Genomic DNA, 23,035 nt, shown 5'->3' with positions numbered 1-23,035 from the left:
TTGTACCCACCGCTATATGAAGGCACAAAAATTTAGGGAAAGCGCAAATTTTTACTCTACACGGTTCCGGCAGTTCTGTCCACCCGCGATGGTGCCAGTTCGTCGCCGTAAGCTGGAAGCTCTGCTCGGTCGGCGGCGTTGGCATCCGGCCGAATTGCCACCTCGAGGGGAATTCGCTCCGTCAGCACTCGACCACGTTGACGGCCAGACCGCCCTGAGAGGTCTCTTTGTACCTGTTGGACATGTCGACGCCGGTCTGCCGCATCGTCTCGATGACTTGGTCCAGGGAGACCCGGTGTTCCCCGTCTCCGCGCATCGCCATCTTCGCTGCGTTCACGGCCTTGGCCGCGGCCATGGCGTTCCGTTCGATGCAGGGGATCTGGACGAGACCACCGACCGGATCACAGGTCAACCCGAGATTGTGTTCCATCGCGATTTCGGCGGCGTTCTCGACCTGCTCGACGTTGCCACCGAGAACCTGCGCGAGCCCCCCGGCCGCAATCGACGAGGCCGAGCCCACTTCGCCTTGGCAACCGACTTCGGCCCCGGAGATCGACGCGCGTTTCTTGTACAGCGTTCCGACCGCGGACGCGGCGAGGAAGAAGTCGATAACCGCTTTCTCGCGGACTTTTTTCCCTCCGTGGCGGATCGCAGGAATGTAGTTCACCGCGTAGTGGAGCACCGCCGGCACGATTCCGGCCGCACCATTCGTCGGAGCCGTGACGACTTTGCCCCCGAAGGCGTTTTCCTCGTTGACCGCGAGCGCAATGAGATTGACCCAGTCGATCGCGTACTGCGGATCCTTGTTGGGATCTTCATCTAGCAGTTCCCGATGCCAGCGCTGGGCCCGGCACCGGACCTTGAGGGCACCTGGCAGATACCCGATGCGCGTCAGCGAGGATCCGATGCATTCACGCATGACGCGGTAGATCCGAAGGATCCCGGCCTCGACGTCCTCGCGAGAACGCGCCGTCATCTCGTTGGCCATCTTGAGTTCCGCAATCGAAATGCGTGCCTCGTTGGCTTGTGAGATCAATTCCTCGGCGGAGTCGAACGCGTACGGAACGTCCGTGAGGCTGTCTCCCCCGGCGGCCTCTTCTCCTTCTTCGATCACGAATCCGCCGCCCACGGAAAAGTACGTCCTCTCGTCCAGCATCAGCCCGTCCGCGTCAGTCGCGGTGAATCGAATGCCGTTGGTGTGCCGTTCCAGGACGGTCAGCGGCCGCAGCACCATCGCCGCTTCGCTGACCTCGACCTCGGGTCCGGATACCAAGAGGTCCCGGCCGGCCTCGGACGGGGCCACCTCGGGGCCGAATCCAGCGAGCACGAGTTTTCCGGTTGCCTGGTTCTCGGAAACTAGCCTTTCCGCCTCTGCGACGTCAATGGTCTCCGGGACCCAACCCACGAGTCCCTTGACGACCGCGGACATGGTTCCGTGTCCTGCGCCGGTTGCGGCCAAGGAACCGTAGAGGTCGACCTTGACCCCTGCGACCTCGTCGAGGCGGCCGGCACCGATCAGTTCGGTGACGAATCGGTTGGCAGCCCTCATAGGCCCCACGGTGTGGGAGCTCGAGGGACCCACACCGATGCTGAACAGGTCGAAAATGCTGATATCGGTGGTGCTTTTCATGGCCTTCCACACCTCCCCTGGTACTTGTGCTCCGGCGGAACCGGAAGTCACGGAATCTATTTCGATCGGCTGTAGAACGGCAGTTCCACGACCTCGAAATCATTGGATTTTCCGCGGATGTCGACCGCGATGGTTGTTCCCACGTCGGCTTGTCGGGCCTCGACGAAAGCCAGCGCTACAGGGTAGCCCAGGGTCGGCGACGGAATCCCGGAGGTGACTTCCCCGATCTCCCGACGATCGTCCCCATCGCCTTCGATCAGGGTCGAACCGGCACGTGCGGGCCGTTTGGACAGGCCTTTGAGCCCGACGAGTACCCGATGGTCTGCGTCCTCTGCGGCGCTTTTCGCCTTCTCCAACGCGCTCTTGCCGACGAAGTCCGCCTTGCTCTTGAGCGCGCTGTCGACCATTCTTCCCAATCCCGAGGTAAAGGGAGAGATATCGGCTCCGAGCTCGTGGCCGTAGAGCGGCATGCCCGCTTCCAGTCGCAAGGAGTCGCGGGCAGCCAGGCCCGCAGGCACGACCCCTTTGTCCTGCCCCGCCTCTTGGAGAAGTTTCCAAAGGACCTCGGCCGACTCATTGGGTACGTACAGTTCGAATCCGTCCTCACCCGTGTACCCGGTGCGGGCGAGCAGAACGTCGACGCCGCCCACGGTCGCGGGCGCGGACGCATAATACTTGAGTCCGGAAAGTTCTGTGCCCCCGTCGGCGAGGTGGAGTTCATCGAGGACATTCTCCAGGACTTCGGCCGCAACGGGTCCCTGCAATGCAACGAGCGAGGTGGCCGCGGTTTCTTCGTGGACGCTCGCATCGAATTCGGTTCCACGGACGGTGAACTCGCGGAGGACGGCGTCCGCATTGGAGGCGTTGGGAACGACGAGGTATTCCTCCTCGGCCACACGATACGTAATGAGGTCATCGACCAACCCGCCTTGTTCATTGGCCATCACGGAGTACTTCGCGCGGCCGACGGTGAGCTTGGAGAAGGAAGAGACCAGCGCATAGTCGAGAAGCGCGGAGGCATCTGGGCCCGTGATCCGTATTTCGCCCATGTGGGACAGGTCGAAAAGACCGGCGGCCTCTCGAACCGCTTTGTGTTCGGCGACGTCGTTGTCGTACTTCAGCGGCATTTCCCAACCGCCGAAGTCGGTGAAGGACGCACCGAGGGCTTCGTGAACGCCGTACAGGGCCGTCTTGCGGGGGCTTTCGGGGTTCGGAATGTAGTCCTGGTTCTGAATCGTCATGGCAATGCTCGTTTCTCTTCAGGAGTGGTTACTCGGAGGTGGATTCGGCACTCGTTGCTTCGAGGTCGAAGGCCTCGATCGGAGGGCATTCGCAGACGAAATTGCGGTCGCCCGCTGTACCGTCGATTCGGCCGACCGGTGCCCAGTATTTGTGGCGACGCAAGCTCGTCACGGGGTAACCGGCCTTCGAGCGTGAATATTCCCGATCCCACTCATCGGCCGAGAGCATCTCAGCCGTATGCGGCGCCAACCGCAAGACCGACTGCTCGGCGTCAACCTGTCCCTCGGCCACCTCGGTCATTTCGGCGTGGATTTGGGCCATTGCCTCGATGAACCGTTCAAGTTCCTCGAGGTCTTCGGACTCGGTGGGCTCGACCATGAGCGTCCCGGCCACGGGGAAGGCCAGCGTCGGAGCATGGAATCCGTAGTCGATGAGGCGCTTGCATACGTCCTCCGCGGTGATCCCCGAAGCTTGCGTCATGGGTCTGAGGTCCAAGATGCACTCGTGGGCAACCAAGCCGGACGGACCCGTGTACAGCACGGGGAAATATTCGTTGAGGCGTTTGGCCAGATAATTCGCGTTGAGGATCGCAACCTCGGCCGTTTGCCGAAGCCCCTCGCCGCCCGTCATCGCAATGTACATCCAGGAGATCGGAAGAACCCCCGCAGAACCGAAGAAGGCCTGCGAAACGGCCTCCACCCGCTTCGAGTCGGCGCCCGATTCAGCGTCGAGCTCGGCGGCATCGCCCGGCAGATACGGAGCCAGTTGTGAGGCCACGGCGACTGGCCCGACTCCCGGGCCGCCCCCGCCGTGCGGGATGCAGAACGTCTTGTGCAAATTGAGATGAGAGACGTCGCCGCCGAACTCGCCCGGAGCGGCGAGGCCCACCAAGGCGTTGAGGTTCGCGCCGTCGACATAGACTTGACCGCCCGCATCGTGGACCAGCTCACAAACCTGGGTCACGGTCTCCTCGAAGACGCCGTGGGTCGAGGGGTAGGTGATCATGATGCCAGCGAGCTGCTGTCCGTATTTGTCGATTTTGGCCTTCACATCGTCGACAAGGATCGATCCGTCTTCCGCAGTGGCCACCGAAACGACTTTCAGCCCCGCCATCACGGCCGAGGCCGCGTTGGTACCGTGCGCCGAGGCCGGAATCAGCACGACATCGCGCCCGGATTCTCCTCGGTCACGGTGGTAATCGCGGATTGCCTGAAGGCCCGCGTACTCACCTTGTGATCCGGCATTCGGCTGGAGCGAGACGGCCGAGTACCCAGTAATGGCGGTCAGCCAGTCCTCGAGGTTCTTGATCAGCTCGAGCCAGCCCTGAGCCTGGTCTCTGGGCGCGAGCGGATGAATATTCGCAAACTCGGGCCATGAGATGGGTTCCATCTCCGAAGCAGCGTTGAGCTTCATGGTGCAGGAGCCCAAGGGAATCATCGTGCGGTCCAGAGCGAGATCCTTGTCGGAAAGCTCCCGAAGGTAACGCATCATTGAGGTCTCACTGCGGTGACTGTGGAAAGTGGGATGGCTCAGGTAGTCGTCCTGGCGCAGCGACTCAGCGGGCAGGTCGAACTCCCCCGGCGCATCCGAAGGAGCGGAGCCGAACGCGGACAGCACCGCGTCGAGCTGCTCAAAAGTATGAGGTTCTCCGAGGCTGATGCCTACGCGATCGGCATCGACCCTGCGGAGGTTTATGCCCTTGTCCAAGGCGGAGGCCACGACGTCATCCGCACGGCCGGGAACAATCGCCGTCACGGTATCGAAGAAGACCCGATGAGCCAGCTCGATCCCTCCGGCTTCGAGTCCCGCGGCGAGGTAGGAGGCCTTGTCGTGGATTTCCTCCGCAATCCGACGCAGTCCTTCCGGACCGTGGTACACCGCGTATGCGCCGGCGACGATTGCGAGCAGCGCCTGCGCTGTACAGATATTCGACGTCGCCTTCTCGCGTCGGATGTGCTGCTCGCGGGTTTGCAGCGACAAGCGATACGCAGGACGACCGGTTGCGTCGGTGCTGACTCCGACCAACCGCCCGGGAAGCGAGCGCTCCAGCCCCCGGCGAATCGCGATGAACGCAGCGTGCGGTCCGCCGAAGAAGAGAGGCACTCCGAAACGCTGGGAACTGCCGATCGCGATATCGGCCCCCTGGGATCCCGGCGACGTGAGTAGAGCGAGCGCGAGGGGGTCCGTCGCGATCGTGACCAGAGCATTGCGCTCGTGTGCCATCTCGACGAGGTCGGTGTTGTCGATAATCTGCCCGTCCGCACCGATCTGCGCGGCGAGGACCCCGCACAGTTCGCCGTCCGGCAGCCCTTCCGAAAGGTCGGTCGTGACGATGTCGATCCCGAGGGTAGACGCCCGGCCTTCGATAATTCGCAGAGTCTGAGGCAGCAACCGCGAATCTACGACGACCTTGCCGGCCTTGACCTTGCGGTTGGCCCGGCGCATCATGACCACGGCTTCGGCTGCGGACGTGGACTCGTCCAGCATTGAGGCGTTGGCGATGTCCATCCCCGTAAGGTCCATGATCGCGTTCTGGAAATTCAGCAAGGCCTCGAGGCGACCTTGAGAGATTTCCGGCTGATACGGGGTGTACGAGGTATACCAACCCGGATTTTCCAGGATATTGCGACGAAGGACGGCTGGGGTGATGGTCTCTGAATACCCTTGACCGATCATTTGGACCTTGACCTGATTGCGGTCGGCGAGGCACCTGATGCGTGCGGCGGCCTCGTGCTCGCTCAGGGCTTCGGGTAGTCCGGGCAGTTCGAGTGATGCGGATTTACGGATAGAACCGGGAACCGCGGCATCAGCCAGGGCGTCCAGGGATTCGAAGCCGAGCTCCTCGAGCATCGAGGTGACGTCTGCGGTACGGGGGCCAAGGTGGCGATCGAGGAAGGACATGATCTCTCCGGGGTCGGCGGAACTATCCTCCCCGCTCTGTGCCTTGACCTGAGAGTTTTCAGCCGCGGAATCTCACGCGGCCTTGCCCCTTCGGCGGGACCATGGAGCCCCTTTCCAGAGTTGCCTGGCACTACGGTTCATTGGCCTGAGAGTTTCCCGGGGAGGGTTTGCTCCTTCGGCGCCCGGTCCAGCCGAGGCTCTCCCGCAGTGCTTGAGCGGCAATTTTCCTTAAGTGTGCCACATCCCACGGGCACGGGCGAACATCGGCCCCCGGCATCGTCGAGGTGGCGCTCTGACAAGGGAAGAAGCCCTTTTTCTCGCAAGACTGCCGTCTCGTGGCCCAGTGACGATGTGGTCCACTAGCCGGATCTGGATAGCAACGTTATGTTTGTCACCATGAAGTCAATTACCAGCTTGATCCCAGCTCGTCTGGACCGCCTGCCGTGGAGCACATTCCACACCATGGTGATCGTTGGTCTGGGAACCGCATGGATTCTCGACGGTCTCGAAGTCCAGATCGTCGCGGCCAATGGCTTCGCGCAGACCCTCAACATGTCCACGACCCAGATCACCGGGGCGGCCACTGCTTACCTCTTGGGTCAGGTCCTGGGCTCGCTGTTCTTCGGCGCTCTGACCGATCGGATCGGTCGGAAGAAGCTTTTCATCCTGACGCTTGCGGTCTACCTGATCGGTTCGGGCATTGCAGGACTCTCCTTCGCCCCGTGGTTCCTCTATATCTGGCGGTTCGTGGCAGGCGCCGGCATCGGCGGCGAGTACAGCGCGATCAATGCCACTATCGACGAACTGATCCCGGCGAAATATCGAGGTCGCGTGGACCTGATCGTTAATGGGACCTACTGGGGCGGTGTGATGATCGGGGCGATCGCGACGATCTTCCTGCTGGATCCCAACCTCTTCCCGATCGACTGGGGCTGGCGCATAGGGTTCTTCATCGGCCCGGTGCTGGGACTGATCCTCATCTTGATACGTCGCCACATCCCGGAATCCCCGCGCTGGATGCTGACACACGGGCACGGTGAACAAGCCGAATCGGTTGTGGATGGCATCGAGGACGATGTCCGCTCTCGCGGTCGGGAGATCCCAGAGGTCGACGAGAGCAAGGCTTTGCGGATCAAGCCCGAAGAGAAGCTGCCGTTGAAGTCACTCGCCCACGTGTTCCTCAAGCAATATCCGACTCGCACGGTCCTGGGTATCACTTTGATGGTGACACAGTCCTTCCTCTACAACGCGATCTTCTTCACCTATGCGATCGTGCTGGAGACTTTCTACGGGGTGAGCCACTCGGCGGCCGGCAAGTACATGATCCCGTTCGCACTCGGGTCGCTCCTGGGGCCAATCCTGCTGGGGCGACTTTTCGACACGATCGGGCGCCGCAAAATGATTTTCGGAACCTATGGACTCGCTGCGGTGATACTGGCTGCTTCCGCGATCTTGTTCTCCATGAACGTCTTGGGACCGATCACTCATACGATCTTCTGGTGCGTGGCCTTTTTCTTCGCGAGCGCCGGCGCCTCGGCCGCATACCTGACCGTCTCGGAGATCTTCCCGATCGAAGTTCGTGGCCAGGCGATCAGTTACTTCTTCTCGATCGCGCAGGTCGCCGGCGCGGTCGCCCCACTCATTTACGGTGTTCTCATCGGCACCGGCGAGCACCGCGGGCCTTTGGTCTGGGGTTATCTCATGGGCGCGGTAATCATGATGGCTGGGGGCTTGGTCGCGTGGTTCCTCGGCGTCGATGCCGAGAACAAAGGGCTGGAAGACGTGGCAGAGCCCCTGACCAAGGAAGTCCCGACGGTCCACCCCTAGGGGACGAGGGTCGGCATCGGACTGTGGCGTGCTTTTCGGGCCATCGCACGATCCGATATGCCCGCCGTAACCCAGTTCACGCACGCCCTGGCCTTACAGGCCTACCCAGTCGACCGTTCCGTCGTCCAAAAGCTGTTCTTTCCAGATCGGCACTTCCGCTTTGACCGTATCTGCCATGTCTTCGCAGGCCCGAAAGGCGGTTCCGCGGTGAGCCGCGGCCGCCATGATCGTCAGAGCCGATTCGCCGATTTCCAAGGGACCGATCCGGTGAACTGCCCACAGCCTGACTTCGGGGTTCCGTGAGGAGACCTTCGCGGCCACCTCCCGCATCATCTCCCCGACCTGCGGATGCGCTGTATAGGTCAGCCCATGGACACCACGTCCCTCGTCGTGGTCCCGGACGACGCCGTCAAAGACCACGAGGGCCCCCATGGCGCGGGTCAGGGTCGCCGACCGTGCTTGGCCCGCCAGCGGTTCGAGAGGTTCCTCGATCACATCGGCCCTGACCACGACGCCGGTTTGCTCGGCCACGTACGCCGGGTCCCTGGAATGTTCAGTGGTCATGACGATCCTCCAATTGATCCAGAACGTGCCGGTAGATTCCATCCAAAACAGCGATTCCATCCTTGACTCCGCCCGGGGAACCGGGAAGGGTCACCACAAAGCTGCGGCCGATCACTCCCGCGACGCCTCTCGAAAGGATCGCGGTCGGTGTCGCCTCGAGCCCCTTGCGCCACAAGGCATACATGACGCCCGGGATTTCGTAGTCCAGGTGCGGAGCGACCGCCTCAACCGTTCGGTCGTCGGAGCTCAGACCCGTGCCCCCGGATGTGATGATCAGCCGTGGCCTCGCACGCTCATTGGCAACCGCCGTCTCGAAGACTTCCGCAAAGTGCGCGTCCTCGACCACCATCGGATCCGGACTCGAAAAGCCCTCGGAGCGCAACCAGTCGACCAATTTCACGCCCGAGTGGTCCTCGTAGACTCCTCGCGCCGCCCGAGTCGAGGCAACGAGCACCAGCGCCGTCCGTCCGGTCATCGGTCCTCCTCGATGGACCAGGAGCCGGATTTACCGCCCGACTTGGCCAGTACACGCATGTCGGTGATCGTGGCATGCTTGTCAACCGCTTTGATCATGTCGTACAGCGCGAGTGCGGCCGTACTGACTGCGGTCAGCGCCTCCATCTCGACGCCTGTCACTCCGCGGGTCTTGACCCTCGCCTTGATCCGGACGCCGCCCTCGAGACGATCGAAATCCACCGTGATCTTGCCCAGAGGCAAGGGATGACACAAAGGAATGAGGTCCGGGGTCTTCTTGGCACCCATGATTCCGGCTATTCGTGCCACGGGCAATGCGTCGCCTTTGGGAAGATCCGCGGCATACATGAGTCCGACGACGTCAGGGCGGGTCCGGACGGTGCCGACCGCGGTGGCTTCCCGACTCGTCTCCTCCTTGCCGGTCACGTCCACCATATGTGCCGAACCGTCGTCGCGGACGTGGGTCAACTGGTCGTTATGTTCTGTCATGAATTCTCCTCAAGGTGCTCCAGAGCCGGGGTCAACGGATGGACTCGTACGGCGGACCCGCGGGGCAAGTCAGCTTTCGGCGGCACTTCGATCAGGCAATTCGAGGCAACGGATTGCGCAAGCAGATGTGAGCCCGGTCCCCCGACGGCCTGGACCCAGAAGGTGGCGTCGTCGCGAGCTTTGAGGAGGCCACGTCTGAACTGAGTCTTTCCCTGAATACCACGAAGTCCCTGGGACACGAAGGCAGTGACCGGGTGCCGTTCGAGCGCTGCCTCCCACATACGGGCGGCCAAAGGAGCGACAAAGAGTCGGAAGGAGACGAGGGTACTCACAGGATTTCCCGGTAGCGCGACGACGGGGACGCCGGCGAGCGCGGCATAGCCTTGGGGGCCGCCGGGTTGCTGAGCGACGTGTCCGAACCAGGCGTGGACCTCCGACTCCAGGACCTGTCGAACGACCTCGAATTTCCCGTGGCTAATGCCTCCGGAAGTCACGATAAGATCAGGCTGAACTCGTCTGGCGGCTTCCGTCAGGCGGGTACGCAGCTGGTCGGCGTCGTCGCCGGTCACGATTTTCTCGGCGACCTCCAGGCCGTACTCCTGGCACAGTGCCTCGAGCATTGGACCATTGGCATCCGGGATCTGGGCGTTGTCCAACGGCGCCGTCGAATCCGCGGAGACTTCTTCTCCCCCAGTACAGATCATCACCCGGGGCCGGGCCCATACCTCGACCGTCGCGATACCTTGGCTCGCCAGAACCCCGATGGCCTGGGCGCTGAGTGGTTTGCCCGCCGGGACGAGGGTTTCTCCCCGAACGAGGTCCGATCCGGCCATACGGAGGAACTGCCCGTTCGGGACGGCAGGAACCTGCAGGTGTTCTCCGGTGGCCACGAATTCAGTCGGATTACACTTTTCCACCGGCACGACGGCGGCCGTTCCCTTGGGCAGCTTGGACCCGGTCATGATCGGGCAGACGAGGTCGGCTCGATCCAACCCTCTGGGATAGTCGCGGGCGGGGTCGGTCCCCGCGGGCAATACGGGGCCGGCAACGAAAGTACGATCCTGTGACCGGTTCGCCTCGGCACTGAGCGCGTAGCCGTCCATCTGGGAGTTGTCGAACCGCGGCGAGTCCTCCGAGGCAATGACGGGAGCCGCGAGGATACGCCCATATGCCTTACCGAGAGCTAAATTTTCGCTCCGTGGGCTCGCCCCGAGGGATGCAACCAACCGGGTCAGAGCTGTCAGGTGCTCGCCCGGTGAACGCGGTGCCGAGTCATGCATAGGAGTTCCCCGCCTTTCGAACTTTTCCCAAGAATCTCGCGAGGAGCATCAACCCCACGACCAACAAGTACAGCGCCAGTAGCATGATGCAGCTGCCGAGTGCCGCGTCGACGTCGTTGGAACTGAGACCGATCTCTATGTTGAGCGGAATGGTCCTGGTCGTTCCTTCGATATTTCCGGCGAAGGTAATGGTCGCCCCGAACTCACCGAGCGCCCGCGCGAAACTCAGGAGACCAGCGGTCAGAAGTCCAGGCCCCGCCTGAGGCAGCAGGACCTTGCGAATGATCTCACCGCGCGTTGCCCCCTCGGTGGCCGCGATCTCCTCGTAGCGGCGAGGTATCGCGGAGAGCGCCGTCACCGCCGTCGAGACGAAGAACGGCATCGACACGAATACCTGGGCCAGAATCACGGCCCACGACGTGAATGCGATGGTCACATCCGCTTCGGCGAGTATCTTTCCGAACAGTCCGTTGCGACCCCAGAAGAACATCAGGGCCAAGCCGGAAACCACGGGCGAGAGCACCAACGGCGCATACACGATGAAGGCGATCGGGCCGCTGAATGCGGATGCGAGTCCTGCCGTCCCTATGCGGCCGGATTCATTGGTTCGAGGCCGGCCGGTGCGGGTCAGCATCAGCGACAACGGAATTCCGACGACGACGCAGCACACCGTGGAGACACAGGCCGTCGTGACCGATAGCTCGAGGGCTTCCATCGCGGAAGGCTCCGTCAGGAGGTGACCCGCCCGCGACCACGGGATCTTGACGATCAGTCCGACCAGCGGCCCCAGGACCAACAGCAGTGCGATCCCGGCCGGGACGTACATCCATGCCGGGAACGCATAATTCGAATTATTCGTCCGAGCCAAAGCCGTACTTCTCGAGGATCTGTTTGGCGTCATCGCTCTTGAGCCACTTGTAGAAGTCTTTGGCCTCGCCGTTCTTCTTGCCGGTATCCGTCAGGGCCGCAGGGTACTGATTGTTCTGAATTCCCTTGAGGTCGATCGTCGAGATGTCCTCGTTGTTCTTCTGCATGTTCAGCGCGTCCGTGGAGTACACGAATCCGGCGTCCACTTCTCCCTGGCTGACTTTGGTCGACACGGCCGATACATTGGCTTCTTGGCTCGCGTTGTCGAGTTTGACGCTCGCCGCATCCAGGGCTTGCTGGGCCAAGGTCCCGCACGGTACCTCGGCGGCACAGACTGCGACGGGTTTGTCCGCGGCATCCTGAATAGAATGGACATTGCCCGGGTTGCCGGGCGCAGTCACCAACTGCAGTGTATTAGTCGCGATCACGGACGTGTCGTGGGAATCCTTGAAGGCGTCGAGTTTAAGGGCCTTGTCCATGTTCTGCTGGTCTGCAGAGACGAATATGTCCGGGGAGGCTCCCTGGTCAATCTGCTGCACCAGTGCCGAGGAACCCGCGTAATTCCACTTGATATCCGTGTCGGAATGGCTTTCCTTGTACTTTGAGGCCAATTCGTCCCCCGCTTTGTTCAGCGAGGCCGCCGCGAAGACATTGATGGTCTTGTCGTCGGCGGAGCTCGAATCATTGGATTGGCCTCCACACCCGGTCAGGAGGATCAGGCCGACCGCGGACGTCGCGATGGCTCCTATCAGTCGGCCTCGACGGCCCCGCAGACGGGCCGAGTTCTGGACATCAGTGTTCCGGTGGGCTTTCATACTTCGTCCTCCATTGGGTGCTCGTCGTGGCCATGGCCCTGACAGCGAATGTACCGCAGCACGAGGGTCCGTTGGCGGTCTGTGGCGTGAAGCCAGCTCCGCGTCCCTCCGTTATAACTCGTAGTCAACGGATGATTCGGGAGGTTCGGAGAGTTTCCCGCAATCCGACAATCACGAGTACCGTGGGAACTGAACGCTCTACGCGAGGAGGCGGCATTGGGACTCTTGGAAGACCAGTGGGGACGTGTGGCCAATGATCTCCGGCTGTCCCTCATCGACAAATGCAACCTGCGGTGTACGTATTGCATGCCCGCGGAAGGCCTCGATTGGCTGGGGAAGAACGAACTCCTGAGCGCCTCCGAGGCGGTTCGGATTGCCGACATCGGCGTCAGACTCCTGGGTATTCGAGAGGTGCGCTTCACCGGTGGGGAGCCCTTGGTCAGGGCTGATCTGGCGAACATCATCGGTGATCTCCGCGGCCTTCATCCCGATCTGCCGATGTCGATCACGACCAACGGCATCGGTTTGGAAAAGAAAATCGACAAATTGGTTGACGCGGGTCTGAACCGTATTAACGTTTCCTTGGACACGGTCTGTCCGGAAACCTTCGCGAAGATCACCCGGCGAGATCGCCTGCCTCACGTTCTCAGGGGGCTCGAAGCCGCGGCTGCGGCGGGAATACACCCCATCAAAATCAACGCCGTCCTCATGCGTGGGGTCAACGACGATCAGGCCGGGGAATTGCTCGATTGGTCCCTTCGCCACGGCTTCCAGCTTCGTTTCATCGAACAGATGCCTCTCGATGCCGACCACGAGTGGACTCGCAGTGGCATGGTCACCGCAGGGGAAGTTCGAGAACGGATTTCCGAGGATTTCGAGCTGAGGCCGCAATCGGAGCCTCGCGGCTCCGCGCCGGCCGAATTATGGGACGTACGTCCCTTGGCGGCCCAGGGTTCGGAGGAAAAGGCCGACGTTCTCGGCCAGGTCGGGATCATCGCATCCGTGACCGAGCCCTTCTGCGAAGCCTGCAGCCGTACCAGAGTTACCGCGGACGGCAAGATCCGCAGTTGCTTGTTCTCCCACGAAGAGACGGATTTGATGGCCGCTCTGCGAGACGGGTCAAGCGACGAGCAGATAGCCGATATCTGGCGCGCGGCCATGTGGGCCAAACCCAAAGCCCACGGTCAGACCAAGGTCGGACTGGGTACACCAGGATTCGTCCAGCCCGACCGCAGTATGAGCGCGATCGGGGGCTGAGTAATGGTCGCGATTCATTATTTCGCGGCTGCCCGAGCGGCCCGGGGCCAGGCCCTTGAGACCGTGGAGCCGGCTCATGCAGGGGTCGGGACGCTCGGTGAGCTCGTGGACTGGTTAGGCCGCGAGCACACGCAGCATAGAGCCTCGGACATGACCCTCGCCGAGGTCTTTCCTCGCTGCTCGTTCTTGGTGGACGGGCGGCGGGCAAGCCACGAGGCGTCTTTGGACGGCGTCGAGCGGATCGACATCATGCCGCCTTTCGCCGGAGGTTAGCCCATGGTCACTGTGCACCATCCAGATTTCCTGGCGCTCGTTCTGGCCGGCGGACGCTCGTCGCGTCTGCACGCGTCGTCACCGGCGTCCTCCCCCGACAAGCCGTTGCTGAAGAACGGCGATCGCACACTGTTGTCCGCAGTCCTTTCGGAATTGGAAGAGCACACGAGCGCGGGACCATCCGAGTCCGTCGTCGTCGGGCCGGACGATTTGCCGGTCCCCCTGGCCTCCGGAGTGGTGCGGGAAGACCCGCCGTTCTCGGGTCCGGCCGCAGCCATTCGTACGGGTCTCCGAGCACTTGCCGAACGCGGTCATGTCAACGCCCGCGGCACGTGGGTTTTTCTGGTCGCATCCGACATGCCTCGTTCCGGCCCCGGGCTCCAGGCCCTTGCCCGGGCCGTCGAGGCCGGACCGGAGGAAGCCTCGGCCTACATCGGGTCCGACAATGGCCGCTTGCAGCCGCTCTTATCAGTTGTTCTCCTCGAGGCTGCGTTGAAAGTCTTCGACGGAACGCCGGCCGACGCTTCGGTCATGTCCCGTTTGAAGCGCCTGGATCCCGTCGCGGTGGAGATTCCCGACGGGTCGAGCGCCGACGTCGACACGTGGGAAGACGCCGTGGCTCACGGTTTCACGGCCATGAGCAAAGGGAGCGACCGATGAAACGCGATTGGTTCGACGTGCGCGAAGCATTGCATGGACTCGCCGGTGACATCGGTCGGTCCGTGGACAGGCCAGAGGACGTCCGTCTCGAGGACGCTTTGGGTTCCACGACGTCCAGAGCCGTTGCGAGCCCTATACCTGTGCCGCACTTCGATTCCTCGGCCATGGACGGGTTCGCCGTGGCTGGTCCGGGACCGTGGCGCCTGACCTCGGACCCCGTCCGTTCTTCGGGCGAACGCAACATCCACCGTCGCACCGGACAGATCGAGGCCGGAGAGGCCTGGCCGGTTCTGACCGGTTCCGTGCTGCCCGAAGGGACCGAGGGGGTGGTCCGCGCCGAGCACACCGAGACCCTTGGGTCGACCGTGCGTTGCCTCCCGGGACATCCCTACATTCCCGATCGGGACATGCGGCGCCGCGGCGAGGAGATGGACCGGGGCACCGAGCTGGTCGCGGAAGGAACCGTGCTCGGCCCCCGACACCTCGCTCTGCTCGCGGCCTGCGGCATCGACATCGTCTCTGCGCACCGGCCCATGACAGTCAGCATGGCCTTCACCGGCAACGAAGTTATCCCCTCCGGAGTCCCGCAGGCCGGAGAAGTTCGTGACGCCTTTTCCGCCCAGTTTCCGCACCTGTTGCGGGGTTGGGGAGCGAACGTCACCGAACGAACGAGGCTCCACGACGACCGCGGCGTCATCCGCGAATGGATCTCCTGGGCGAGCGGTGACCTCGTGATCCTCACGGGAGGTTCGGGCTCCTCACCCCAGGATTTCGTGCGTCAGATCCTCGAGGAGATGTGCACTGATCTCGTCGCTACGTCGATAGCCGTCCGCCCCGGGCACCCGACGATCGTCGGCCGCCTGCCCGGCGACCGGATCGTTCTGGGACTGCCGGGGAATCCCCTCGCTGCGCACGCCTCGCTCTACAGTCTTGCACCGGTCGCTCTCGCCGGATTCCTGGGACGGGATATGCCGAGCCTTCGACCCGCCGTTCTCGGCCGCGACCTGCCACCTTCGCGCAGGGGAAGCACGAGCCTCGTTCCGTGCATGCTCAACGGCAACGTCGTTCGTCCCTGCCCAGGCACGCAAGCCCACATGCTCTCGGGCCTTGCCATAGCCGACGTCCTGGCTGTCGTGCCGCCGGACGGAGTCACGGAGGGGCAGTCCGTCCCTTGCCTGCTCTTGGATTGATGTCCCCGGCTGAGAGGCTGTCTCGGCGTCCTGGCACAATCCCGGATACTGCTGACGCAGACCTAACGGATCATTGCCTCCGTATGGCCTCGCTGGTGGCAAAGAGGGCCTTCCAGTATTCTCCCGTTTTTCCAGCATGGCTATGCTGATCACGCTGTTCAGAATATCGACATGATCCACGTCCGGATAGCGGATGCCGACGACGTTCACGACGTGTGCTGCATCGCTCATGTCGTCCTCGATATCGATCGATGACCCGCCGGATCCTCATTCCAGGATTCGCAGTTGAAGCGCAGATACATCGGCAACCTACGACGGGAAGGGCGCGCTATACCCGGGGCCAGCCAACTCCTTTGCCTCTGACACATCCCCCTATCAATTTAAAAAGAAGAAGGCTCCCCCACCAGACGGTGGGAGAGCCTTCTACCAAAGAAATTCCGGAAGGAATTACTTGAGGGTGACGGTAGCGCCTGCGCCCTCGAGCTGCTCCTTGGCCTTGTCGGCGTCTTCCTTGGAAGCGCCTTCGAGAACCGGCTTGGGAGCGCCGTCGACCAGGTCCTTGGCTTCCTTGAGGCCGAGGGAGGTCAGGGCACGAACTTCCTTGATAACTGCGATCTTCTTGTCGCCGGCCGACTCGAGAACGACGTCGAACTCGGTCTGCTCTTCAGCAGCATCGGCACCAGCGTCGCCACCGGCGGCCGGAGCAGCAGCAACGGCGGCGGGAGCAGCAGCGGTGACGTCGAAGGTCTCCTCGAAGGCCTTGACGAAGTCGGACAGCTCGATCAGGGAGAGCTCCTTGAAAGCCTCAATGAGTTCTTCGGTGGTCAACTTAGCCATGTGTTTGGCTCCTTCTTATGTCTTGTTGCAGAGGTTTCCTGCAACGGATCTTGGATTCTCCTGCTCCCCAGGCTGAGGTGCAGGGCCAACGGATTCCCGTTGATGACGTCCGGGGACGTCTTAGGCAGCGGATTCTCCACCCTGCTCCTCGACCTTCGCGCGCAGAGCCTCTGCGGTACGAACGGTCTTGGACAGCGGTGCCTGGAACAGCGCAGCGGCCTTGGACAGGGTGCCCTTTGCGGCACCGGCGACCTTGGCCAGCAGCACCTCGCGAGATTCAAGATCCGCAAGCTTCTTGATGTCAGCTTCATCGAGAGTCTTACCCTCAAAGTAACCACTCTTGATGACCAGCTGGGGGTTGTCCTTGGCGAAGTCACGCAGGCTCTTGGTCGCTTCAACCGGTTCCCCGGTGATGAAAGCGATAGCGGTGGGGCCATTCAGGTCATCGAAGTTCAAGCCTTCGATGCCGGCTTCCTTGGCCGCGATGGCGGTCAGCGTGTTCTTCACCACGGCATATTCAGCGTTCTCACCGAGTGAACGACGAAGCTCTTTGAGCTTGGCCACGGTGAGACCACGATACTCAGTCAAAACAGCAGCGTCCGAGTTGGAGAAAAGCTCCCTCAACTCCGATACAGCGGCCGCCTTTTCCGGTGTCGCCATGGTACTCCTTCCGGTCTGATTGCCGGGCGCCCATGAGCTCACAAAAAATGCCCCGCACAGATGGCGGGGCACAGCGAAACCTCAACATGCATCTGAATGCACGGAGTCCAGTTGTGTCACGTTCACCTGCGCTGGCGGTTCCTTGGGAGAACTCTTATGGCGGATAAACACACCCGAGGGGCGTGCAAAACCTACGACCGGCGGTCTTTGGTACCTCAAGTAAACCACACGCCCGCCGAGCGAGCCACCCCGTGTCGTTGATTGCGATACACCTCACTCCATCCGCAGCCCACCGCGGTTGCTAGCCGATACGTCGCCCCGTGCCTTTCTCGAATTCGTGCACGTGTTCCGGATGAACGCGCAACCGTGCGGCATCCCCGGCCTGGGGCGGTGCGCCTACCCGGCCTTCCACCCCGGAAGGCACCAAGGCCCGCAACGGGCCGAGATTGGGTTCAACGGGGTCGAAGTCGACCAACGTGGCTTCCCCCAAGAATGACGACGTCGCGACCGTGCCGTGGAAGCTCAAGCCGCGGTCCGACGGAGGATCAGTCTTTTCGAGATGATCGGCGTCCTTGACCACGACGCAGTTCTCGGGTCTGAACCCCCGGATGACCTCCCCTTCTCCGGCAACGAAGTTCATCGGATAGCTCCCTAAGAAACCGGCGACGAAATGAGTCGCGGGGCGGCGCCAGATCTCGTGGGGCGTACCGACCTGTTCCAGACGGCCCTCGTTCAAGATCGCGACAGTGTCCCCCAGGGCGAATGCCTCTTCAACCTGATGCGTTACGTAGAGCATCGTCAGCCCAGTCTTGCGCTGAATTTCTCGGAGGTCTTCCCGGATTTCGCGAGCCAGTGATTGGTCGAGATGGGCCAGTGGCTCGTCGAAGAGGTACAGCCCCACATCACGTACGAGCGCACGGGCGATTCCAACCCGCTGTTTCTGCCCTCCGGACAATTCATGGATGCGCCTCGGGCCCAGGTCCGGGATGTGCATCATGTCCAGGACTGCCTGGGCCGCTTCACGCTGTCCCCGTGAGTCCCTGCGAACCCTCGAGCCACCCGCTGATTTCAGGCGAAGGGGGAACAGGATGTTTTCCATGACGGTCAGGTGCGGGTACAGGGGCGTGTCCTGAAACGCGACCGACGCGTCTCCCAGACGAACGGAGGGGCCGTTGAGCGTCACCGCTCCAGAAGTAGGAGTTTCGAGGCCCGCCGCGACCCGCAACATCGTGGTCTTCCCTCCACCCGAAGGGCCCAAGACCGTCATGAGCGTGCCCGACTCTAGCGTCAGGTCGAGGGACCTGAGGACCTTGGCCCGCCCGAAAGACTTCGTCACGCCCTCAAAGACCAGACTCATGGCGGTTGCCCTCCCTCGATGCAAAAACGATCATGCCAGTTTAGCCCTCAGAAGGCGGGCAGTGAACGCACATGGCCCCGCACCGTCGCTCAGGACGGCACGGGGCCATGTGTTCACTGAGATCTTGAACGATCGGTCAGATCGCGCGAGATCACAGACAAGAGAATTTACTTCTCCGCCGCGGAAGGATCCACGGGGACGCCGGGGCCGAAAGTAGTGGCCACGGTCATCTTGGAAATGTAACGACCCTTGGAGGAGGAGGGCTTCAAACGAACGATCTCTTCGAGCGCCGCACGGAAGTTCTCTTCGAGCTTCGCAGCGTCGAAGGAGGACTTGCCGATGATGAAGTGAAGATTGGCGTTACGGTCGACACGGAAGTCGATCTTGCCACCCTTGATGTCTCCCACGGCCTTGACGACGTCCATCGTGACGGTGCCGGTCTTCGGGTTGGGCATCAGGTTACGAGGACCCAGAACCTTGCCGAGACGACCGACCTTGCCCATCATGTCCGGGGTTGCCACGGCGGCGTCGAAGTCGACCCAGCCGTCGGCAACCTTCGCGATGAGCTCGTCGGAACCGACGTAGTCCGCGCCGGCTTCTTCGGCCGCTGCGGCCTTGTCCCCCTGGGCGAAGACGACGACGCGGGCGGTCTTGCCGGTGCCGTTGGGAAGGTTCACGGTGCCGCGAACCATCTGGTCTGCCTTGCGGGGATCGACCGAAAGGCGCATTGCAACCTCAACGGTTGCATCGGCCTTCGAGGAGTTGATCTCCTGCGCGAGGGCGATCGCATCGGTGATGCCGTACAGCTTGTCCTGATCGATCTTCGCTGCGGCTGCCTGGTACGCTTTGCTGCGCTTTGCCATCTGCTTATTTCTCCTTGTGCAGTTGTGGTCTATCGGACCGCGCTGGGCCCTGCCACCGACCCGTTCTAGGACGGGCCTCCCGCGTCCGGCGCGGGCTGAATGAATTATTGAAGAACTGTCGATTTATCCCGGAGGATTATTCGACGGTGATGCCCATCGAACGGGCGGTGCCGGCGACGATCTTGGACGCTGCGTCCATGTCGTTGGCGTTGAGGTCGGGCATCTTGGTCTCGGCGATCTCGCGGACTTGGTCCATGCTGATCTTGCCGACCTTGTTGGTGTGCGGAACACCAGATCCCTTGGCAACGCCTGCGGCCTTCTTGATGAGTTCGGCGGCCGGAGGAGTCTTGGTGACGAAGGTGAACGAGCGATCCTCGTAGACAGTGATCTCCACGGGGATCACGTTGCCGCGCATGGATTCGGTTGCGGCGTTGTACGCCTTGCAGAATTCCATGATGTTGACGCCGTGCTGACCGAGCGCGGGGCCGACCGGAGGTGCCGGGTTAGCGGCGCCTGCCTGGATCTGCAGCTTGATAAGGCCTGAGACCTTTTTCTTGGGAGCCAATTGAGGTCCTTTTCTTGAATGGGGCTTACCGACGCACAGGAGCGTACGACGGCGGTGGGTCGCCGTGGCGCGGCGACCTCACGTGCGCACGCCAAAGCGAACGAGCACACGCGATCACAAGTCTAGCCCCGAATGCGAAGGTTTCTCCACTTGACGGGACCAAACTCACTCCGGTAAACGCAAATGCGCGGTCTGCCGTTGACAGGCAACACCGCGCATTGCGATACGGGTCGAATGGAATCAGATCTTGGTGACCTGGTTGAAGCTCAAGGTCACGGGGGTCTCGCGCTCGAACAGCGATACAAGAACCACGAGCTGTTGAGCTTCGGGCTTGATTTCGGAGATTGTGGCCGGAAGGGTTTCGAACGGCCCCTCCTTGACGATGACGGATTCCCCGACTTCGAAACCCACGTTGAGCTGGGGCGCAACCTCTGCGGGGATCGGCTCCCCGGCTTCCTTGGCTGCCTCGGCCTGCTCGGCCTCGAAAACGGGAGCCAGCATGTCGACAACCTCGTCCAGACGGAGAGGAACTGGGTTGTAGGCGTCCTGTCCCACGAATCCGGTCACGCCCGGCGTGTGGCGGACGACGCCCCAGGACTCGTCCGTGAGGTTCATGCGCACCAGGACATAGCCGGGAATGCGAACACGCCTCACGGTCTTGCGCTGGCCGTTCTTGATCTCGACGACTTCTTCCATGGGCACCTGGATCTCGAAGAGGTCGTCTTCCATGTTCATGGACTGGGCACGGGTCTGCAGGTTGGTTTTGACCCGGTTCTCGTACCCGGCGTAGGTGTGAATCACGTACCAGTCGCCCTCTTGGCGGCGGAGTTTGGACCGGAATTCCTGCATCGGGTCGACGTCGGCATCCCCCTCAGAGGCTTCGGAGACCTGCTCGACGGTGTCGTCGAAGTTGGCGGACGCATCTTCGGAATTCTCTGAATCCTCTTGGGCAGCAGAGACCAGGGTGGACTCGGTCTGCTCGAAGCCGGATTGGCTGGACTGCTCCGCGGCGTCGGCCTGCTCTGCCTGCTCGGGAGAGGTCTCCTCGACCTGGTTCTCCGCGGCGGAGTTCTCGAGTTCCTGCTCGGACACTGCGTTTCCTGCTTTCTTGGGGGTGTTCTCACCTGCGCGACCGAGCGCTCGGTCACGCGGCGGGTTCGTCTGAAATCTCAGTCTAGCCTTGGGCGCCCGTGGGCTTCTGACCGAAGCTACCATCGCCGAAGAGCCAGAAGGCTCCTTGGCCGAACAGGTAGTCGAGGCCGAAGATCAACAACAGCATGAAAGCGACGAACACCAGGACGATGATGACGTAGTTCAGGAGTTCGCGCTTGGTGGGGCTGACGACCTTTTTCAGCTCAGCAATGACTTGTTTGAAGAAGAGAAAAATACGTCCGAAGAAGCCGCGCTTCTCGGTGCTGGCATCTTCCTCGGCGGCTCCCGCAGCGGCAGCTCTAGCCATTCGGTACCGCCCCTTTCGTTCGTTATGGCTTGGACGTTATGCAACGCTCTCGACTATATGCCACGAATTGGGTCTTCGTGAGGGGATGATAATGCAGGGCAGACAGGACTCGAACCTGCAACCTGCGGTTTTGGAGACCGCTGCGCTACCAATTGCGCCACTGCCCTTCGGCGGAAAACCACCATTCGCCTTCAGGTACGCATGTGCCGCACGGGCATACGCAATCCTCGGTGGCGAGCACCGAACGTCAACTTTAGCGGCTTTGGCCAAGCACCGCAATTCATGAATTCGCATTCGCCTCACTCCCTGCTCGCCGGCCTCGGAACCTTCGAGGCTCTCCGGCAGGAAACTTTCCACAAGAACCACTCCGGGCGTGTTTCCTGGACGGCACGACGCATAGGATTGTCCGTAGCACCGACGCGCCGCGCAAGCCGGTGCGGCTATCCGGAACCGTCTTCGACGAAAGTGAGCACCATGCCGTCCCACGAACGCATCTCCGCGCGCATTGCAGCCATAGCCCCATCCGCCACTCTGGCCGTGGACTCGAAGGCCAAGGCACTCAAGGCCGAGGGACGGCCCGTGATCGGCTTCGGGGCGGGCGAGCCAGATTTTGCGACCCCCAGCCCCATTGTGAATGCGGCCCGCGAGGCTTTGAACGACCCCGCAAACTTCCGTTACACGCCGGCCGCGGGCCTTCCGGAATTGCGCAAAGCCATCGCGGAGAAGACCTTGAGAGACTCGAAGTACTCGGTGGATCCGTCCCAGGTGATCGTGACCAATGGCGGGAAACAAGCCGTGTACGAGGCCTTCGCTGCCGTGATCGAGGAGGGCGACGATGTCCTGTTGCCAGCCCCCTACTGGACCACGTACCCCGAGGCGATCCGCTTGGCCGGCGGCAATCCCGTCGAGGTCTTCGCTGGCTCCGAGCAGGAGTACAAGGTAACGGTCGACCAGCTCGAGGCAGCGTATTCTGACCGCACCAAAGCCCTCATCTTCGTATCTCCGTCCAATCCCACGGGCGCCGTGTACAGCCCGGAAGAAACCACGGCGATTGGACGTTGGGCCGCCGAAAAGGGGATCTTCGTCATCGCGGACGAAATCTACGAGCACCTGACGTACGATCAGACGCCCTTCACCTCGATCGCGACGGCGGCACCCGAGTTGGGTGAGAACGTCATCGTCCTCAATGGAGTAGCCAAGACGTACGCTATGACCGGCTGGCGTGTGGGATGGATGATCGGCCCGGCCGACGTCATCAAGGCTGCTTCGAATCTCCAGTCCCATCTGACGTCCAACGTGAACAACATTGCCCAGAGGGCCGCATTGGCCGCGATCACCCAACCGATGGATACCGTCGAGGAGATGAAAGAGGCTTTCGACCGACGGCGCCAGAGCATCGTCAAGGGCCTCAACGCGATCAATGGAATCACATGCCCCACCCCTAAGGGCGCTTTCTACGCTTACCCTGATGTCACGGGCCTCATCGGAAGCACCATTGCGGGCAAGAAGATCAATTCTTCCACCGATCTCGCCGAGGTCATTCTCGAGGAAGCCGAGGTTGCCGTGGTTCCGGGCGAGGCGTTCGGCCCCTCGGGGTACCTTCGCCTCTCGTATGCACTGGCGGACTCCGACCTCGAGGAGGGCGTGACCCGCATCCAGAAGCTGCTCGCGGGCGCACAGCGCTGAGCGCCCTCGTCGCGACTGCGGAACGGACAGACTCGAGCCTCTTGCCCGGAAAAACAACATAAAACAACATAGCCATGAACAGACCGCCCCGATGACCCACATATATCGGGGCGGTCTAGGCATTTCTTGTGCGTTGGAT

The 23,035-nt window shown here is 62.0% G+C and carries 22 protein-coding genes, 1 tRNA gene and 2 riboswitches; of the genes, 6 read left to right on the top strand and 17 right to left on the bottom strand.

Annotated elements, in window-relative coordinates:
• Positions 1-181 precede the first annotated feature (181 nt).
• Genes sake_RS03765 through gcvP form a run of 3 tightly spaced genes read right to left on the bottom strand, consistent with a single transcriptional unit; the run spans position 182 to position 5,773 of the window.
• Positions 182-1,630 (bottom strand): L-serine ammonia-lyase, encoded by a 1,449-nt coding sequence (locus sake_RS03765; protein ID WP_129359283.1) that lies wholly within the window; start codon positions 1,628-1,630, stop codon positions 182-184.
• 56 nt (positions 1,631-1,686) lie between these two features.
• Positions 1,687-2,871, bottom strand: coding sequence for a glycine cleavage system aminomethyltransferase GcvT (gene gcvT / locus sake_RS03760; protein WP_178945482.1), 1,185 nt, complete (start codon positions 2,869-2,871; stop codon positions 1,687-1,689).
• 28 nt (positions 2,872-2,899) lie between these two features.
• Positions 2,900-5,773: an aminomethyl-transferring glycine dehydrogenase gene (gene gcvP, locus sake_RS03755; protein WP_178945481.1), complete on the bottom strand. Its 2,874-nt coding sequence runs from the start codon at positions 5,771-5,773 to the stop codon at positions 2,900-2,902.
• Between the two features lie 26 nt (positions 5,774-5,799).
• A riboswitch (glycine riboswitch) is annotated at positions 5,800-5,896 on the bottom strand.
• Positions 5,897-5,988, bottom strand: a riboswitch (glycine riboswitch).
• A gap of 181 nt (positions 5,989-6,169) precedes the next feature.
• Between gcvP and sake_RS03750 the strand changes: the two genes are divergently transcribed.
• Positions 6,170-7,600: an MFS transporter gene (locus sake_RS03750; RefSeq protein ID WP_238147558.1), complete on the top strand. Its 1,431-nt coding sequence runs from the start codon at positions 6,170-6,172 to the stop codon at positions 7,598-7,600.
• A 93-nt stretch (positions 7,601-7,693) separates the two neighbouring features.
• Here the strand turns inward: sake_RS03750 and sake_RS03745 are convergent, their stop codons facing one another.
• Genes sake_RS03745 through modA form a run of 6 tightly spaced genes read right to left on the bottom strand, consistent with a single transcriptional unit; the run spans position 7,694 to position 12,089 of the window.
• Positions 7,694-8,164 (bottom strand): molybdenum cofactor biosynthesis protein MoaE, encoded by a 471-nt coding sequence (locus sake_RS03745; protein WP_178945480.1) that lies wholly within the window; start codon positions 8,162-8,164, stop codon positions 7,694-7,696.
• The gene (locus tag sake_RS03740; protein WP_178945479.1) at positions 8,154-8,639 is read right to left on the bottom strand and encodes a MogA/MoaB family molybdenum cofactor biosynthesis protein; all 486 of its coding nucleotides are present in this window, start codon (positions 8,637-8,639) and stop codon (positions 8,154-8,156) included. The genes sake_RS03745 and sake_RS03740 overlap by 11 nt, the downstream gene beginning before the upstream one ends.
• Positions 8,636-9,127: a cyclic pyranopterin monophosphate synthase MoaC gene (gene moaC / locus sake_RS03735; protein WP_178945478.1), complete on the bottom strand. Its 492-nt coding sequence runs from the start codon at positions 9,125-9,127 to the stop codon at positions 8,636-8,638. Before moaC ends, sake_RS03740 begins: the two co-directional genes overlap by 4 nt.
• Positions 9,124-10,407: a gephyrin-like molybdotransferase Glp gene (gene glp / locus sake_RS03730; RefSeq protein WP_178945477.1), complete on the bottom strand. Its 1,284-nt coding sequence runs from the start codon at positions 10,405-10,407 to the stop codon at positions 9,124-9,126. Before glp ends, moaC begins: the two co-directional genes overlap by 4 nt.
• A complete protein-coding gene (locus tag sake_RS03725) occupies positions 10,400-11,275 on the bottom strand; it encodes a molybdenum ABC transporter permease (RefSeq protein WP_238147557.1) in 876 nt (291 codons plus the stop codon). Before sake_RS03725 ends, glp begins: the two co-directional genes overlap by 8 nt.
• Positions 11,259-12,089, bottom strand: a complete 831-nt coding sequence (gene modA / locus sake_RS03720) for a molybdate ABC transporter substrate-binding protein (RefSeq protein ID WP_129359268.1) — start codon at positions 12,087-12,089, stop codon at positions 11,259-11,261. Before modA ends, sake_RS03725 begins: the two co-directional genes overlap by 17 nt.
• Before the next feature lie 216 nt (positions 12,090-12,305).
• Here modA and moaA point away from each other — a divergent pair, with 216 nt between their 5' ends.
• From moaA to sake_RS03700, 4 genes are read left to right on the top strand one after another with little or no spacing between them, the layout of a single operon-like run.
• Positions 12,306-13,346 carry a GTP 3',8-cyclase MoaA gene (moaA, locus tag sake_RS03715; protein WP_238147556.1) on the top strand — a complete coding sequence of 347 codons (1,041 nt, stop codon included), beginning with the start codon at positions 12,306-12,308 and terminating at the stop codon, positions 13,344-13,346.
• 3 nt (positions 13,347-13,349) lie between these two features.
• Positions 13,350-13,619, top strand: a complete 270-nt coding sequence (locus sake_RS03710; protein WP_178945476.1) for a MoaD/ThiS family protein — start codon at positions 13,350-13,352, stop codon at positions 13,617-13,619.
• A 3-nt stretch (positions 13,620-13,622) separates the two neighbouring features.
• Complete coding sequence (locus sake_RS03705; protein WP_129359262.1) at positions 13,623-14,279, top strand: molybdenum cofactor guanylyltransferase; 657 nt, start codon at positions 13,623-13,625, stop codon at positions 14,277-14,279.
• The gene (locus tag sake_RS03700; protein WP_178945475.1) at positions 14,276-15,469 is read left to right on the top strand and encodes a molybdopterin molybdotransferase MoeA; all 1,194 of its coding nucleotides are present in this window, start codon (positions 14,276-14,278) and stop codon (positions 15,467-15,469) included. The genes sake_RS03705 and sake_RS03700 overlap by 4 nt, the downstream gene beginning before the upstream one ends.
• A gap of 447 nt (positions 15,470-15,916) precedes the next feature.
• Here sake_RS03700 and rplL read toward each other — a convergent pair whose 3' ends face one another.
• From rplL to sake_RS03660, 8 genes are all read right to left on the bottom strand, one after another.
• Positions 15,917-16,306 (bottom strand): 50S ribosomal protein L7/L12, encoded by a 390-nt coding sequence (rplL, locus tag sake_RS03695; RefSeq protein WP_129359258.1) that lies wholly within the window; start codon positions 16,304-16,306, stop codon positions 15,917-15,919.
• Positions 16,307-16,426: 120 nt separating this feature from the next.
• Positions 16,427-16,966, bottom strand: a complete 540-nt coding sequence (gene rplJ, locus sake_RS03690; protein WP_129359256.1) for a 50S ribosomal protein L10 — start codon at positions 16,964-16,966, stop codon at positions 16,427-16,429.
• A 301-nt stretch (positions 16,967-17,267) separates the two neighbouring features.
• On the bottom strand, positions 17,268-18,323 hold the full coding sequence (locus sake_RS03685; protein WP_178945474.1) for an ABC transporter ATP-binding protein: 1,056 nt from the start codon (positions 18,321-18,323) through the stop codon (positions 17,268-17,270).
• Positions 18,324-18,490: 167 nt separating this feature from the next.
• Positions 18,491-19,186 (bottom strand): 50S ribosomal protein L1, encoded by a 696-nt coding sequence (rplA, locus tag sake_RS03680; RefSeq protein WP_129359252.1) that lies wholly within the window; start codon positions 19,184-19,186, stop codon positions 18,491-18,493.
• Positions 19,187-19,322: 136 nt separating this feature from the next.
• Entirely contained in the window at positions 19,323-19,751 is a 429-nt protein-coding gene (gene rplK / locus sake_RS03675) for a 50S ribosomal protein L11 (protein WP_129359250.1), read from the bottom strand.
• A 240-nt stretch (positions 19,752-19,991) separates the two neighbouring features.
• The gene (gene nusG / locus sake_RS03670) at positions 19,992-20,843 is read right to left on the bottom strand and encodes a transcription termination/antitermination protein NusG (protein ID WP_238147555.1); all 852 of its coding nucleotides are present in this window, start codon (positions 20,841-20,843) and stop codon (positions 19,992-19,994) included.
• 82 nt (positions 20,844-20,925) lie between these two features.
• Positions 20,926-21,210, bottom strand: coding sequence for a preprotein translocase subunit SecE (gene secE / locus sake_RS03665; RefSeq protein WP_129359245.1), 285 nt, complete (start codon positions 21,208-21,210; stop codon positions 20,926-20,928).
• Between the two features lie 94 nt (positions 21,211-21,304).
• Positions 21,305-21,377: transfer RNA gene (locus tag sake_RS03660), tRNA-Trp, on the bottom strand.
• 307 nt (positions 21,378-21,684) lie between these two features.
• Here sake_RS03660 and sake_RS03655 point away from each other — a divergent pair.
• Positions 21,685-22,896 (top strand): pyridoxal phosphate-dependent aminotransferase, encoded by a 1,212-nt coding sequence (locus sake_RS03655; protein WP_129359437.1) that lies wholly within the window; start codon positions 21,685-21,687, stop codon positions 22,894-22,896.
• Positions 22,897-23,035: the final 139 nt, after the last annotated feature.

The sequence above is a fragment of the Kocuria sp. TGY1127_2 genome (genome assembly GCF_013394385.1).
GTDB lineage: Bacteria > Actinomycetota > Actinomycetes > Actinomycetales > Micrococcaceae > Rothia.
Note: the sequence above shows the minus strand (reverse complement) of the source record. Positions and strands in the feature narration are given on the sequence as shown.

Excerpts from the sequence above, each read along its gene's own strand:
- sake_RS03765 (WP_129359283.1), bottom strand. The coding sequence starts at position 1,630 with ATGAAAAGCACCACCGATATCAGCATTTTCGACCTGTTCAGCATCGGT.
- gcvT (WP_178945482.1), bottom strand. The coding sequence starts at position 2,871 with ATGACGATTCAGAACCAGGACTACATTCCGAACCCCGAAAGCCCCCGC.
- gcvP (WP_178945481.1), bottom strand. The coding sequence starts at position 5,773 with ATGTCCTTCCTCGATCGCCACCTTGGCCCCCGTACCGCAGACGTCACC.
- sake_RS03750 (WP_238147558.1), top strand. The coding sequence starts at position 6,170 with ATGAAGTCAATTACCAGCTTGATCCCAGCTCGTCTGGACCGCCTGCCG.
- sake_RS03745 (WP_178945480.1), bottom strand. The coding sequence starts at position 8,164 with ATGACCACTGAACATTCCAGGGACCCGGCGTACGTGGCCGAGCAAACC.
- sake_RS03740 (WP_178945479.1), bottom strand. The coding sequence starts at position 8,639 with ATGACCGGACGGACGGCGCTGGTGCTCGTTGCCTCGACTCGGGCGGCG.
- moaC (WP_178945478.1), bottom strand. The coding sequence starts at position 9,127 with ATGACAGAACATAACGACCAGTTGACCCACGTCCGCGACGACGGTTCG.
- glp (WP_178945477.1), bottom strand. The coding sequence starts at position 10,407 with ATGCATGACTCGGCACCGCGTTCACCGGGCGAGCACCTGACAGCTCTG.
- modA (WP_129359268.1), bottom strand. The coding sequence starts at position 12,089 with ATGAAAGCCCACCGGAACACTGATGTCCAGAACTCGGCCCGTCTGCGG.
- sake_RS03710 (WP_178945476.1), top strand. The coding sequence starts at position 13,350 with ATGGTCGCGATTCATTATTTCGCGGCTGCCCGAGCGGCCCGGGGCCAG.
- sake_RS03705 (WP_129359262.1), top strand. The coding sequence starts at position 13,623 with ATGGTCACTGTGCACCATCCAGATTTCCTGGCGCTCGTTCTGGCCGGC.
- sake_RS03700 (WP_178945475.1), top strand. The coding sequence starts at position 14,276 with ATGAAACGCGATTGGTTCGACGTGCGCGAAGCATTGCATGGACTCGCC.
- rplL (WP_129359258.1), bottom strand. The coding sequence starts at position 16,306 with ATGGCTAAGTTGACCACCGAAGAACTCATTGAGGCTTTCAAGGAGCTC.
- rplJ (WP_129359256.1), bottom strand. The coding sequence starts at position 16,966 with ATGGCGACACCGGAAAAGGCGGCCGCTGTATCGGAGTTGAGGGAGCTT.
- sake_RS03685 (WP_178945474.1), bottom strand. The coding sequence starts at position 18,323 with ATGAGTCTGGTCTTTGAGGGCGTGACGAAGTCTTTCGGGCGGGCCAAG.
- rplA (WP_129359252.1), bottom strand. The coding sequence starts at position 19,186 with ATGGCAAAGCGCAGCAAAGCGTACCAGGCAGCCGCAGCGAAGATCGAT.
- secE (WP_129359245.1), bottom strand. The coding sequence starts at position 21,210 with ATGGCTAGAGCTGCCGCTGCGGGAGCCGCCGAGGAAGATGCCAGCACC.
- sake_RS03655 (WP_129359437.1), top strand. The coding sequence starts at position 21,685 with ATGCCGTCCCACGAACGCATCTCCGCGCGCATTGCAGCCATAGCCCCA.